Genomic DNA, 13982 nt, shown 5'->3' on the forward strand with positions numbered 1-13982 from the left:
TGTCGATGGGGCAGAATGAGCCATCGGCATAACGAGTGCACAACAGCAGCGATCCGAGGCGTCAAAAGCGATGCACGTTCTGCACATGCCTGCGATTATCGGACCACTTCACCGAACCTCCACAACGTGTCACGCGGGTGAAGCAACCGGCGGCAGGCATGTAGCGCCCTATCCTTGACCTCGGTACAAGGTCACGGAACCACCCAGGGGCGGAGACAGCCGCGGCCACTGTCCGGCCCCCGTAGCTCAGTGGATAGAGCAGGCGCCTTCTAAGCGCTTGGCCGCAGGTTCGAGTCCTGCCGGGGGCACTCCTATCCGAACGGACCCTTCGGCCCGTCCCAGGGTATTTCCGCAGGTCGGCCCTTTCAGCACTTCCGTCGAACCGGTGACGCGGCAGGCGGTGTGCCACCGCCCTCATGTCCGGGAAGTCCGGTTGATGCTGGCTGGATCCGGCCATCTACGGCCGGCCGTCCCGCATGCTTGCCCGCCTCGCCCTCGAACTCGCCAGCCACGCCACGCGGCCGCCGACCGGCGAGGACACCGGGCTCAACCCCTCGTCCGAATCAGCGGGTCTGATCGGTCGGTCGGATCAGGATCTCGTTGACCGCGACGTGGTCGGGCTGGGTGAGCGCGTACAGGACGGCGTCGGCGATGTCCTCGGCGTTGAGCGTCCGCATCGATTCGGCATAGGTCTTGGCGTAGTCCCGCAGGGCGGGGTCGGTGATGTGGGTGAGCAGTTCGGTCGCGACCATTCCGGGTTCGACGACGATCACCCGTACGCCCTGGGCGGTGACTTCCTGCCGCAACGACTCGGCGAAGGCGGTGACGCCGAACTTGGTGGCGGCGTACACACCGCCGCCCGCCGACGCGGTGCGCCCGGAGGTCGAGGAGATCTGGACGACGGCGCCCCTGCTTTCCAGCAGGTGGGGCAGGGCGGCATGGGCGGTGTACATCGATCCGAGCAGGTTGGTGTCGACCATGCGGCGCCACTCGGCGGTGTCCGCGTTCAGGATCGGTCCGTTGAGCATGACGCCCGCGTTGCTCACGAGGGCGTCGAGGGCGCCGAAGCGGTCGACGGTGGCCGCGACCGCGTCCCGTACGGACTGACGGTCGGTGACGTCGAGCTCCAGGACCAGGAGTTCACCCGGCGCCTCCTGCGCGAGCGACGTCAGACGGTCCGCCCAGCGCGCTCCGACAGCCACCCGGGCGCCCGCCTTCGACAGGGCGAGCGCGGTGGCCCGGCCGATGCCCGAGGAGGCGCCGGTGACCAGTGCGGTCCTGCCGTCAAGGGTGCTGTTCATGTCTTCCTCCGGTGGTGCGCCGCGAAGACGGCGCGTGATGAAGCGGCGGTGATCCGCGAGGCGTCATGGCGACGGCGCGGCCGGCCCGACAGAAGGTGACCGCCGATGGGCGAGATCGCCCAGCGTGCCGGCCTCGCCAAAGGCACCGTGTTCCGGCACTTCGCCTCGAAGGAGGACCTGCTCGCGGCCATCATGCTGCGACTTCTCGACCGGCTGACCGGCACGGCGGAGCGCCTCGCCGACGCGGACGACGCGGCGCTGGCACTGGCGGAGTTCATGGCCGACGGCGTCGGGGCGCTGGCCGCCGACCGCGCCTTCTGTGAAGTGATCGGACGCCCCTCGCTGGATCACGCCGGGGTGCGGGACGGGATCGGCCGCCTCCGCGACGCGGCCGACGTGCTCACGGCCAGGGCGCAGGAGCAGGGCACCGTCCGCGGGGACGTCACGGGAACGGACATCGTGCTGCTCCTCGCGGGCATCCATCAGACGGCGGCGCCCCTGCTGGCCGCACAGCCCCAGGCGTGGCGCCGCTACCTCGAACTCGCCCTCGACGGGCTCCGTACCACCGGCGCCCGTACGCTGCCGCATCGCCCGGACCACCTGGACCTCGGCGAGAACGCCGCCGCGCGGTCCTGACTCGCGGACCCTGGCTTTCTGTCGCCCGGCCGGACGCCTACCCGGAGATCACCGGAGACGAGGTCGTCAAGGGTCTGGTCACCGTCCGTGGCTACACACCGCGGGCCTACGCGTCCTCTGCCCCCCTGACTGCCCGACTTGCCTCTGACACTGATGTCAGGTTTTAGCCTGGTCGATGTCAAGGCACACCAAGCCGTCGGGACGAACAAGGCAGGACATCATGCGCGCAGCCCGGTACCACGAGTACGGCGGTACGGAGACCCTCACGGTCGAGAAGGTCCAGGACCCGCTGCCGGGTCCCGGAGAGATCCGCGTCGCCGTCGTGGCGGCCAGCGTCAACCCCGTCGACTGGAAAGTGCGCAGCGGGGAGGTGCGCGACGTACTCCCAGTGGACCTGCCCGCGATACCTGGCCGCGACGCCGTGGGCCTGGTGGACATGATCGGGGAGGGCGTCACCGGAGTGAACGTGGGCGACCGCGTCTTCGGGCTGGGCGGAGTCACGGGGGCGACGGCGGAGCTGGCCGTGCTCTCGGCGTGGGCGCCCGCGCCCGCCGCGTGGACCGACGAGCAGGCGGCCGGGGCGGGTCTGGTGTCCGTGACGGCGCTGAGCGGGCTCAAGGCGCTCGGCCCGCTCGCGGGGCGCACCCTGCTCGTCGAGGGCGCCGCCGGAGGCGTCGGCGGCGCGGCGGTCGAGATCGCGGTCGCCCTCGGAGCCACCGTGATTGGAACCGCCAGTGAGCGCAACCACGCCTTCCTCACCTCACTCGGGGCCCTTCCCACCACCTACGGTGCCGGCCTGTCGGAACGTCTCGCCGACCTGGCCCCGAACGGGGTCGACCTCGTACTCGACGCCGCCGCCTCCGGCTCCCTCCCCGACCTCATCGAGATCGTCGGCGACCCCGCCCGCGTGCTGACGGTCGCCGACTACGCGAACGCAGAACGTCTGGGGGTCCGTATGGCCAACGCGGTGAACGATTCCACGCTTCTCGCCGAAGCGGCCGCGCTCGGCGCGCAGGGCCGGTACGCACCGCGCGTCGAACGGACCTTCCCGCTGGAGGAGATCGCGCGGGCCCATGCCCTCTCCGAACGCGGACATGTGCGGGGAAAGATCGTGATCCTCATCTGACGTCGGCCGTACGCGGTCCGAGGGGGCGCGGCTCCCCGGCGCCGTCGACGGTCTCGAATCCCGCCGCCCCCCTCGCGGGAACCTCCGGACACCGACCGGACACCGCCGGTACGGGCGGACGGCTCAGCTCAGTCCCGGCCCGAGACGGTGTCGGCGCGCCGGACGAGCTCCCGGAACCGCTCGCCCAGCTCATCGGTGTCCCGCAGGGGTGCGTCCGGCCCCGCCGCGTCCTCCCACCACCGCGCTGACGCCAGGTCATCGAGGTCCGCCGCCACGGCCGCGGCCACGCCCGCCAGGCGCGCCCGGTACCCGTCCTGTTGGGGGCCCAGCTCGCTGGCGACGGCGAGCATCGAGGCCGCGTCGGTCAGGCGCCCTTCGCCGCGGGCCGCCTGCGCGCACTCCGCGAGGACCGCGGCCACCGAGAACTCGCTGCCCAGCTCCCGCGCCGTGGCCGCGGCGGCGCGCCAGTGCCGCGCCGCCGCGGACCGGTCACCGCGCAGCAGCGCGCCGTCCCCGCGGCCGATGAGCACGTGCACAGCCGCCCACACGTCGCGTTCGACGTCGAGGCGCGCTTTGACGTGGGCCTCCGCCCTGGCCAGCAAAGACACCGAAGCGTCGAAGTCCTCCAGACGCAGCGCCGCCGCCGCCGCGAAGATCGCCGCTTCCGCGGCCAGCGAGGTGTCGTCGATCCGCTCGGCCAGCCGCATCGCCCGCTCCGCGGTGGCGAACAGGTCCGCGGCGACGCGGTGGAACCCGGCACGCGCCACCAGCCAGCGGGCCCGGCCCCGCTCGCTCAGGTCGTGCTCACGCAAGCGGTCGGCCCAGTCGAGGCCCTCGTGGGTGTGCCCGGTCATCCACAGCGGCAGCCACACCGACCACAGCAGTTCGGCGGCGTCGTCGTGCCGACGGGAATCGACGAGGTGATCGAAGCCGAGCCGCAGCACATGGCGATCCGCCTCAACCTCCACGACGGCCGTCAAGTCGCCGCGGCCACGGATTCGCGCACCCTGTTCGCGCGCTGCCCGCAAGGCCCATTGGGCCACGCTCCGACGGATGTGGTAGCGGTCGTTCGGCCCGAGTGCCTCGAACACGTACCGGCGGACCGGTTCCAGCAGCCGGAACCGCGCGACCGGTCCCGCGTCGGCGCCGCGGGTGACCAGGGAGTGCTCGACCAACTCGGCGAGCGCGCCCACCGCGTCCGACGCATCCGGCGCGGCGACCGCCTCGACGATGTCGAGGGAGAAGCTGCCCGGGACCATGGCGAGCCGGGGAAGCAGTCGCCGGGCCGCGGGGCCGAGCATCCGGCAGCTCCACTCGACGGTGGCCGCCATGGTGCGTTGCCGCGCCGGCAGGTCCCGCGGGCCGGCCACGGGCAGATCCGCCAGCTGATCGGCCCGCTTGAGCAGTTCCCGTGGTCCGAGTCGGGCGGCGGCGGCAGCCAGGAGCTCGATGGCCAGCGGCAGCCCGTCGGCCCGTCGGCACAGCAGCGCGACGGCGGCGTCGTCCCCGCTCCCGGTCGGCGGCGCGCCGGCGGCGGTGAGCCGCTCGCCGAAGAGCCGGACGGCTGCGGCCGGGCCGAGGGGAGCGATGCGCACCTCACGTTCCCGCCGCACCCGCAGCGGGACGCGGCTGGTGGCCAGGATCACCGCGTCGTGGGATGCCGTCAGCAGCTCGGCCAGCTGCGGGCCGCAGGCCGTGACGCGCTCCAGGTTGTCGAGGACGAGCAGAGCCGACGTGCCGGTGAGGTGCGCGGCGAGGCCGGTCACCGTGTCGCTGTGGGAGCCCGCGGAGCGGGACACGGCGGCGATGGCGTCGTCCGGGTCGGTGACGTCGGTCAGGTCCGCGAAGTACACGGCCCCCGGATGGTCCGCGGCGACCGCGTCCGCGGCCGCCAGCGCGACGGTGGTCTTGCCCACCCCGCCGGGGCCGGTGAGCGTCACCAGCCGGCCCGGCGCGGTGCGCAGGGCGGCGACGATCTCGGCGACCTCGCCGTCCCGCCCGATCACCGGGACGGCCGGGGGTGAGGGCGGGCGGGGTGTCAACGTGCGGGCCGGCATTTCGGACGTCCCGTCCCCGGCCCGGCCCAGGATGGCCAGCAGCGCCATGCGGTCCGCTTCGCGGAGCTGGAGCGCCGAGGCCAGCGACCGCACCGTGTGCGGCTGGGGCCGGGTCCGCCGCCCCCGTTCCAACGCGCTGACCGCCTCGACGGAGAGTCCCGCGGCGGAGGCCAGCTCCTGCTGGGTCAGCGACCGGGCTTCCCGCAGGCCGCGCAGCATGGCCGCGAAGCTGGTCGTCTTCGGCCCCGGCCAGTCGTTCATGACTTCGATTATGCCTGTCAGGGCCGGGACGCCGTCCGGGCAGTGTCCGGGCGGTGTCAGGTCGCCCGGCGGCACCCCGGACCTCCATGCTCGACGGTGACAGAGCGAACCAGAACTAGGAGATCGCCGCATGCTCCCCCAGGCCCTCCACGCACTACGCGAAGCGATCAACTCCCACGTGCCGGAGCGGATCGCCGACTGCTTCACCGACGACTACGTGGCCGAACGACCGCTGCGACCGGCCGAGGGATTCGTCGGCTCCGACCAGGTCGCCGCGAACTGGACGAAGATCCTGGCCGGCTTGCCCGACATACGGGCCGAGGTCCTGCGCCATGCGCAGAACGGCGACGAATCGTGGTCGGAATGGGAGATGCGGGGCACCGCCCCGACCGGGGCGACGGTCGTACTGCGCGGCCCGGTAATCCTCACCGTCCGCGACGGACGGATCGCATGGGCCCGGTTCTACCCGGACCCGGTCACCACGGACGGCGGTCCGACCCACACCACCGTCTCCCGCGTGCTGCACGCCCCGGCCGAACAGATCTTCGCGGTGCTGCGCGACCCCCGGCGCCACGTCGAATTCGACGCCACCGGCCGCCTCAGGCACGCCGAAACCTCCCGCCCGGTGGACGCCGTCGGTGACACTTTCGTCATGGCCATGCACAGCGAGCTCGGTGACTACCGGACCGAGAACCACGTCGTGGCCTTCACCGAGGACCGTGTCATCGCCTGGGCGCCCGGCCACCCGGGGCAGCGCCCGCAAGGTCACCGCTTCACCTGGAAGCTCGCCCCGACCGGCGAGGGCCACACCGAGGTGACCCAGACGTACGACTGGACGGCGGTCACCGACCCGGCAGTGGTGCCCCGCCTGCCGATGGTCTCCGCCGACGAGCTCGAGGGGTCGTTGACCCGCCTGGCCGCGGTCGTCCCACCCGCGCGCGACGTCGCGTCGTAGCCGTAATCCGAGACCCGCGACTCAGTCTCGACGGCGACGTCGTCACAGCGGACATCGGACCCGCGGATCACCCCGCCGACCTGCCGTTCCTCGGTGGTTCGTGATCCGCGGGGTCCGATGGCCAGGTGGCGGGATCTCACGTGCCCGAGAAGGCGCGATCGCCAGTCTCAGGACGGAAAGCGAAGGCCAAACATGACATCTCATCGGTTGGCCCTGCCGGTCTTGTTGACCGGAACCTTCATGGGATTCCTGGACTCTTTCATCGTGATCGTCGGTGTTCCGTCGATCGCCGAGGACCTGAAAGCCTCGATTGCCGACACGCAGCTCGTTCTCTCGATCTACGTCGTGACCTACGGAGCCGCGCTGGTGATCGGCGGGCGGCTGGGAGACCGGTTCGGCCGGCGCCTGATGTTCGGCATCGGGATGGCGGCCTTCACGCTCTTCTCCCTGGGCTGCGCACTCGCTCCCAGCCTCCTGGTGCTCGTCGCCATGCGCGCGTTTCAAGGCTTCGCGGCCGCGGTGATGCTGGCCCAGGTGCTCGCCACGATCCAGGCGGTGTACGAGGGCGAGCCGCGTCGCCGCGCGGTGCTGGCCTATACGACGGTGCTCGGCGCTGCCGCGACGCTCGGTCAGCTGATCGGCGGCGGGCTGCTGGCCGTCGACATCGCCGGCGTGGGCTGGCGTGCGCTCTTCGCGATCAATGTGCCGATCGGCCTTGCCGCGCTGCTTCTCGTCACCAGGGCGATCCCGGAGACGCGCGCGCCCGAGCCGGTGCCGGTCGACGTGCTCGGCGGCGGCGTACTGGCCGGCGCATTGATCCCGTTGCTGCTGGGCCTCGGCCTCGGGCCCGACCACGGCTGGCCCTGGATCGCGTGGGTGCTGCTCGGCGCGGGTGCCGTGATCGCGACGGCGATGCCCGGAGTTGAGCGCCGGGCCGCCGCTCCGCTGCTGTCGAGGCAGCTCCTGCGACAGAGGTCGATCCGGCTCGGGCTCGTCGCCACCGTGGCGTTCTACGTGGGCAACAGCGCGACTTTGCTGGGAATGACCTTGTACCTGCAGGAGGGGCTCGGGATCGGCGCGCTCGGAGCGGGGCTGGCGTACCTTCCGCTCGGCGTGGCGTACATGGCGACGACTCTCGCGGCCCGTCGGCCCGGTGCCCCCACCGGTCCCCCGGCGATGCTGTGGGGCTCACTGGTCATGTTCGCCAGCCTCGTCGCCGCGATCTGCGCCGCACTTGCCGGAGCGGGAGCGGTCGTCATCGCGCTGATGACGGCGGGCTTCGGCGCGGGGATGGGCTTCGCCTACCCGGCGATCATCGCCTCCGTACTCGCCCGCGTACGGGAAGGGGACGAGGGCGCCGCGTCGGGTGTCCTGCTCACCACCACGCAGGTGGCCAACGCGGTGGGTTTCGCGCTCGTCAGCGCCGCTTGGAAGGCCACCGGCTCCCTGGCCGCGTCCCTGTCCATCGCGGCCGTTCTCCTGACCGGTGTCGCCGCGGTCGGGCTCCGGCTGCGCTCCGGGGACACCGGCAAGCAGCCTTCGTCCCGCCTTGAGCCGAGCGAGACGTCGTGACCCCGCGAGGAACCGCAACATCCATCAGAGAAGGAGCAACGATGCTTTTCCCTTCGAACGAGACGAACCTCCTTCACCACACGTTCGCCCACCTGATCGACGGCGAGCTGGTGCCCGGAGCCGCCGCCTCGCAGATCATCGACCCCGGGAACGGGGAGGTGATCGCCACCGCCGCGGCCGCCGACGAGGACCAGCTCGAGCTCGCGGTCAAGGCCGCGAAGACCGCCTTCCCGGCCTGGCGCGCGACGCCGTTCGCCGAACGCGCCGAGGTCGTACGGAGGATCGCCGACGCGGTCGAGGAGCACTACGACGAATTCTTGCGCATCCTGGCGCTCGAACTGGGCAAGCCCCTGCCGATGCTGCGAGAGCTGGATCTGGACTGGACGCTCAGGTGGGTCCGTCACTTCGCCGAACTCGACCTCTCGCCCGACGTGGTGCACTCGGACGCGCAATGGAGGGTGGAGCGCCACTACCAGCCGATCGGTGTCGTCGCCGCGATCGTCCCGTGGAACATGCCGCTCTTCCAGAGCCTGTACAAGGTCGTGCCGGCCATCCTCGCGGGCAACACGGCCGTCCTCAAGACCGCGCCGACCTCGCCTCTGCACGCCCTGTACCTGGGCGAGTTGCTGCGGGAGATCGTGCCTGCGGGTGTCGTGAACATCCTCGGCGACAACAGCCCCGACAAGAGCGTCGGCCCCGCGCTGGCCAACCACCCGGACGTCGGCATGGTGTCGTTCACGGGCTCGACGGCGGCCGGGCGCAAGGTCCTGGAAGCCTCGGCCACGACGATCAAACGAGTGGTGCTGGAGCTCGGCGGAAACGACTCGGCGATCATCATGCCCGACTCCGACGTGGAGAAGGTGGCACCCGAGATCTTCACCTGGACGTTCTCCTATGCCGGGCAACTGTGCGTGGGCATCAAGCGGATCTTCGTCCCCGACGCGATGTACGAGCGGTTCGCCGAGATCTTCGCGGAGCTCGCGACGTCCAAGGAGCTGCGTCACAGCCTCGACCCCGAGGCCGATCCCGCGTTCGGTCCCGTGCAGAACGCCGCCCAGTTCGAGCGGGTCAAGGAATATCTCGAACTGGCCCACAAGGACGGCACGGTCATCGCCGGCGGGGCGGTGGACCCGCGTCCCGGCTACTTCGTCCCGCCGACCGTGGTCCGCGACATCAGCGATGACAGCCCCCTGGTGCGGGACGAGACCTTCGGCCCGGTGCGCGCGCTTCTGCGCTACGCCGATCTCGACGAGGCGGTGGCCCGGGCCAACGACACCGGCTACGGGCTCGGCAACTCCGTCTGGGGACCGGACATCGAGGCCGCGGCCGAGGTCGCCGCGAGGCTCGACAGCGGCACCGTGTGGATCAACACCCACGTCGGGGGCTTTCCCGACGTGCCCTTCGGCGGGATCAAGGAATCCGGTATCGGTGCGGAGTTCGGGATCGAGGGGCTGAAGGAGTTCGTCGAGAACAAGGTCGTCTACGTCCCCGTGTCGTGACGCGTGGGTCCGCCCACCTGCCCCGCGGCTGGGCGGACCGGCGTCGGCACGCCCGGCGACTGCGGCTGTTCGGTCGCGCACGTCACCCGCGACCGCGTCAGGCCCGTCGGGACGGCGGCGAACATCCGGTCCGGGACGCGTGTGACGACGAGGGCGGCGCGGTAGGTCAGCCGAAGCGGCCGTTGACGTAGTCGGCGGTGCGGGTGTCCTGGGGGTTGGCGAACATCGCCTCGGTGGGGCCGTGTTCGACGATGCCGCCGGGAGTGCCCTGTTCGGCGAGGAAGAAGGCGGTGTTCTGGGAGACGCGGGCGGCCTGCTGCATGTTGTGGGTGACGATGACGACGGTGACCTCGTCGGCCAGTTCCCTGATGGTCTCCTCGACGCGGCGCGTGGACGTCGGGTCGAGGGCGGAGCAGGGCTCGTCCATGAGGAGCACGCGGGGGCGGATCGCCAGCGAGCGGGCGATGCACAGCCGTTGCTGCTGGCCGCCGGACAGGGCGCCGCCGGGCTGCCGCAGCCGGTCCCTGACCTCCTTCCACAGGCCCGCGCGCGACAGGCACTCCTCGACCAGCAGGTCCTTGGTCTGCCGCGAGGCGCGGGTGCCGGTCAGCCGCAGTCCGGCCAGCACGTTGTCGTAGATGCTCATGGCGGGGAACGGGTTCGGCTTCTGGAACACCATGCCGATGTGCCGCCGGGCCTCGGTGAGCGGGCGGCCCGCCGCGTAGATGTCGTCGCCGTCGAGCAGGACCTCGCCGCCCATGGCGGCGCCGGGGATCATCTCGTGCATCCGGTTCAGGGTCCGCAGGAAGGTGGACTTTCCGCAGCCGGACGGGCCGATCAGGGCGGTCACGCGGCCGGCGGGCATGGTCAGCGAGACGCGGTCGAGGACCTTGTGCGTGCCGAACCAGGCGGAGATGCCCCGCGCGTCCAGGGTGGCGGCGCCCGGTCCGCGCGGCACGGCGGTCTCGGGCGGGACGGTCGCGGGCAGGGCGACGGTGGTCTCTTCGGGGGTGGCGATGTCGGTCACGGCGGGCACCTCGGGCAGTACGGGGCGGACGGTGGGCGGGTCAGAGGAGGTTGGGGAGCAGGCCGGTGACCTGGTCGGCGACCTGGAAGCCGACGACGGCGGTCAGCGGCAGGAAGACGATCCACGTCTGGTGGCGGCCCCAGCGGTGCCAGGCCCACACGGCCGCGACGGACGCCGCGAGCAGCGCCTGGAGCCACATCACCAGCTTCCACAGCTCGCTGGTGGAGGTGCCCATCGGCTGCTCGTCGGCCGGGAGGGAGCCGGGCCGGATGACGGCGTCGGGGGTGTCGGCGGTCTTCGACACCAGGTCGGCGTCCACGCGCAGCACGCCGCTGGGCAGATACGCGGGGCCGTCGGCGGTGACCAGCACCAGCCGGCCGCCTCCCGCGGCGGGCTGCGCCGGGGCCGGGTCGCCCGCGCGGCGGGCGTCGAGCACCCGGAACCGGTGGCGGCCCTGTCCTGTGGTGACGGTGAAGGTGTCGCCCGGCCGCAGACGGTCGAGCGCGCCGAACGGTCCGCCGTACGCCGCCGCCCTGCCCATCAGCACGCTGCTGCCGGACTGGCCGGGCAGCGGGGTGTCGCGGCGGTGGCCGACGCCGCCGGTGAGCACGTCGGCCGAGGTGCCCTCCGCCACCACCTCGCGCAGGTGCAGCCGGGGGATCTCCAGCAGCGCGAGCGGTGTGCCGGGCGCGAGCAGCCGGCCGCGCTCGTCGGTCTGGCCGACCGGCACGGTGCCTTCGGCGAGGCTGGCGCGCAGCGCGTCGAACCGGTCCTGCTGCGCGGACCTGTGCTGCACGCCGCTGAGTACGACGAGGTTGGCGGCCAGGCCGAGCAGCAGCACGGCGAGCGCGAGCAGCGCGCCTGCGGCGAGCTGACGGGCGGCGGGCCGCCGGGGCCGGGGGGCCGGGGCGGCGACCGCGGCGGGCTCCTCGGCGGGCGCGCCGCCGGGCGCCTCGGCCCGCGTCACCTCCTCGGGCGTCTCGGCCGGTGCCTCGGCGGAACGCGCCGCCCGCGGCGGAGTCTGGTCGGTGACCGTCACGGCGGCCTGCCTCCTCGGGATGTCCAGGGCTGGATGGGGGTGTACGGGGCTGGATGGTGGCGTGCGCAGCGGATGGGAGCGTGCGGGGCTGGACGGTGGTGTGCGGGGCGAAAGGTCCATGGGGTCACGGCGGTTCACGCGACAGGGCGCACCCGGCGATACCGAAAGCGGTCGGCGGCGACCCGTGCGCGGGTCTCCCGCCCCGGCGGACGGGTGCCGTCCGCCGGGGCGGGAGCCGGGGTCACTTCGCGGTGACGGCGAACGACTTGCTGCCGGTGTTCACGGTGGCCGAACCCGAGTACCGCAGCGTCAGGACGTGCTTGCCCTTCTTGGTGAGCTTGGCCAGCGTGACGACGGCCTTGCCGTTCTTCAGGGTGGCGGTGCCGACGACCTTCTTGCCGTCGTAGATCCGGACGAAGCCGGTGGGGGTGACGCCGTTGGCGGTGACGGCGACGGTCACCTTGCCGCGGGCCGAGGTCTTGACGCCGGCCGGGGCCTTCGTCGCGATGCGCGGCGCGGCCTTGACGACCGTGACCTTGTAGGTGGCGGCGGCGGTGTTGAGGCGGCTGTCACCGCCGTAGGACAGGGACAGGGTGTGCGTGCCGACCTTCAGCGTCCTGGGCAGCGTCAGCCACGCGCGGCCGGTCTTGTCCAGGCCGACCGTGCCGAGCGTGGTCTTGCCGTCCTTGACGACGACCTTGCCGGTGGCGGTGGCCGGGCCGGTCACGGCGACGGAGAGCCGGCCGGAGGTGCCGTAGGCCGGCTTCGCCGGGGAGACGCCGACGGCGACGCGGGCGGCGGCCTTGGTCACGGTGACCTTGGCGGTGGCGGCGGAGGCGTTGAGCCTGCTGTCACCGGCGTAGGACAGGGACAGGGTGTGGGCGCCGACCGCGAGGGTCTTGGGGAGCGTCAGCGACGCCTTCCCCGCCGCGTCCAGGGTCAGCGTGCCGAGGGTGGCCGCGCCGTCCTTGACGGTGACCTTGCCGGTGGCGGCGGACGGGCCGCTGACGGTGACGGCGAGCTTGGCGGCGGTGCCGTACGGGACGCTCGCCGGGGAGACGGCGGGGGTGATCTTCGAGGCGCCCTTCGGGACCTCGCTGACCGTGCCGGCCACCGTCACGCTCGGGCCGTCGCCGACCAGGTTGGAGGCGTAGACCTCGGCGGTGTACGCGCCGGGGGCCAGGGTCGCGGTCACCGAGGTGGCCGGGGCCTTGAGGTCGGTGCTGAAGGCGACGTCGCCCGCGCTGTCGGTGATCCGCACGCGGTAGTCGGTGACCGGCAGCGCCGGGTCGGCGGGCGCGGTCCAGCTCAGCGTGAGCTGGCGCGGGGCCGGGGCGGTGGCGGCCAGCGCGCCGACCGCGGCGGGCTTGATCAGCGAGGAGCTGTTGGTCTCCAGGCCGCCCGCCTTGGCGTGGCCGCGGACGGAGGTGTCGATGCTGCCGTTGTAGGGCTCGTTCTGGAAGCCGAACGCGGCGATGGTCTTCTCGGCCACGTCGGACGCGATGGCCGCCTTGTGCGCGCCGGCGCTCACGAAGGTGTCGTACAGGCCCTTGTCGAAGAAGGCGCTGGAGGTGTCGATGGCGCGGGTGGGCACCACGTTGTAGACGTCGCGGCCGAAGGTCGGATCGTCGTAGTAGCCGCCGAACGGGGACAGCTTGTCGTCCGCGCCCTTGACCACGGGGCTGACCGGGGTGCCCGCGCCGAGGTCGAGGGCGCCGATGAAGGCGCCGTTCTGCGCGGCGGCGGTGCTGCGGTCGGGGGCGGTGTGGTTGTTCTGCGCGATCCAGCTCGCGGCGGAGAAGGGGACGAGGTCGCCGTCCTTGAGGATGACGCCGTTGGCCTGGTTCTCCTCGACCGTCTTGCCGTTGTCGTCGGTGCCCTTGACGTTGCTGCCGAGGTTGACGACGCCGATGGCGCTCAGGAAGAACTTCCGCGTGCCGGAGCTCGACTGCGGGATGAACGGCCGCACGGGGTGGCCCGCGACCGTGGTGACCGTGCCGGAGTAGATCTCGTTGAGCTGGGTGCGCGTCAGGTTCTTCAGGAAGTCGCCCTTGGCGACGTAACCGACCGCGTCCCGGCCGAACGGGATGTACGTGAGGGTGGTGCCCGCGGTGGAGGGGGCGCCGGAGGAGCGCGCGAAGTCCACCTGGCCCGCGATGTTCACGGTGCCGCCCGGGTCGGTGTCCCCGATCAGCGAGGCGCTGAGCGCCTTCTGTCCCGCGCCCGAGCCGTTCGGACGGGTGAAGGTCACGCCGTTCGCACGGGTCTTGATGGTGGCCGAGCCCGTGGCGTCGTACGACGCCACGTCCGGCAGCGCCGTGCCGGCCAGCGCGTTCAGCACGTCCTGCGTCGTGTCGGAGCCGACGCCCACGTACGTGCCGAAGGTGCCGGGCGCGGGGTCGGCGAAGGCCGGTGCGGCGACCGTGAGGGTACCGGCCGCGATGGCCGCGGTCATGACCGCCGCGATCGTGGCGATGGGGCGCTTGGTGCGCATATCTCTGTCTCCTGA

The 13982-nt window shown here is 72.2% G+C and carries 10 protein-coding genes and 1 tRNA gene; 6 read left to right on the forward strand and 5 right to left on the reverse strand.

The genetic code is table 11. The features are described 5' to 3' along the window. The first annotated feature begins 235 nt into the window (after nucleotides 1–235). Nucleotides 236–308, forward strand: a tRNA-Arg gene (locus tag ACIP4Z_RS03160). A gap of 255 nt (nucleotides 309–563) precedes the next feature. On the opposite strand, the gene ACIP4Z_RS03165 is transcribed toward ACIP4Z_RS03160, so the two are convergent. Further along, entirely contained in the window at nucleotides 564–1301 is a 738-nt protein-coding gene (locus ACIP4Z_RS03165; RefSeq protein ID WP_401304658.1) for an SDR family NAD(P)-dependent oxidoreductase, read from the reverse strand. Between the two features lie 105 nt (nucleotides 1302–1406). Between ACIP4Z_RS03165 and ACIP4Z_RS03170 the strand changes: the two genes are divergently transcribed. Beyond that, nucleotides 1407–1937: a TetR/AcrR family transcriptional regulator gene (locus ACIP4Z_RS03170; protein WP_401304661.1), complete on the forward strand. Its 531-nt coding sequence runs from the start codon at nucleotides 1407–1409 to the stop codon at nucleotides 1935–1937. A 220-nt stretch (nucleotides 1938–2157) separates the two neighbouring features. Beyond that, nucleotides 2158–3063, forward strand: a complete 906-nt coding sequence (locus tag ACIP4Z_RS03175) for an NADP-dependent oxidoreductase (RefSeq protein ID WP_401304663.1) — start codon at nucleotides 2158–2160, stop codon at nucleotides 3061–3063. Nucleotides 3064–3191: 128 nt separating this feature from the next. Here ACIP4Z_RS03175 and ACIP4Z_RS03180 read toward each other — a convergent pair whose 3' ends face one another. Next, entirely contained in the window at nucleotides 3192–5381 is a 2190-nt protein-coding gene (locus ACIP4Z_RS03180; protein WP_401304666.1) for an ATP-binding protein, read from the reverse strand. A gap of 130 nt (nucleotides 5382–5511) precedes the next feature. On the opposite strand from ACIP4Z_RS03180, the gene ACIP4Z_RS03185 reads away from it, so the two are divergent. The 3 genes from ACIP4Z_RS03185 to ACIP4Z_RS03195 all read left to right on the forward strand — a co-directional run bounded on the left by ACIP4Z_RS03185 (nucleotide 5512) and on the right by ACIP4Z_RS03195 (nucleotide 9407). Further along, entirely contained in the window at nucleotides 5512–6336 is an 825-nt protein-coding gene (locus ACIP4Z_RS03185; RefSeq protein WP_401304668.1) for a nuclear transport factor 2 family protein, read from the forward strand. Between the two features lie 192 nt (nucleotides 6337–6528). After that, entirely contained in the window at nucleotides 6529–7908 is a 1380-nt protein-coding gene (locus ACIP4Z_RS03190) for an MFS transporter (protein WP_401304671.1), read from the forward strand. Between the two features lie 41 nt (nucleotides 7909–7949). Further along, entirely contained in the window at nucleotides 7950–9407 is a 1458-nt protein-coding gene (locus ACIP4Z_RS03195) for an aldehyde dehydrogenase family protein (protein WP_391160441.1), read from the forward strand. Between the two features lie 166 nt (nucleotides 9408–9573). Here the strand turns inward: ACIP4Z_RS03195 and ACIP4Z_RS03200 are convergent, their stop codons facing one another. From ACIP4Z_RS03200 to ACIP4Z_RS03210, 3 genes are all read right to left on the reverse strand, one after another. Then, entirely contained in the window at nucleotides 9574–10365 is a 792-nt protein-coding gene (locus ACIP4Z_RS03200; RefSeq protein ID WP_391047183.1) for an ATP-binding cassette domain-containing protein, read from the reverse strand. Between the two features lie 109 nt (nucleotides 10366–10474). Continuing rightward, nucleotides 10475–11473, reverse strand: a complete 999-nt coding sequence (locus ACIP4Z_RS03205) for a sortase (RefSeq protein WP_401304674.1) — start codon at nucleotides 11471–11473, stop codon at nucleotides 10475–10477. A 241-nt stretch (nucleotides 11474–11714) separates the two neighbouring features. After that, entirely contained in the window at nucleotides 11715–13967 is a 2253-nt protein-coding gene (locus ACIP4Z_RS03210; RefSeq protein WP_401304677.1) for an Ig-like domain repeat protein, read from the reverse strand. Between the last annotated feature and the right edge of the window lie 15 nt (nucleotides 13968–13982).

The sequence above is a fragment of the Streptomyces sp. NPDC088910 genome, assembly GCF_044749865.1.
Classification (GTDB): domain Bacteria; phylum Actinomycetota; class Actinomycetes; order Streptomycetales; family Streptomycetaceae; genus Actinacidiphila.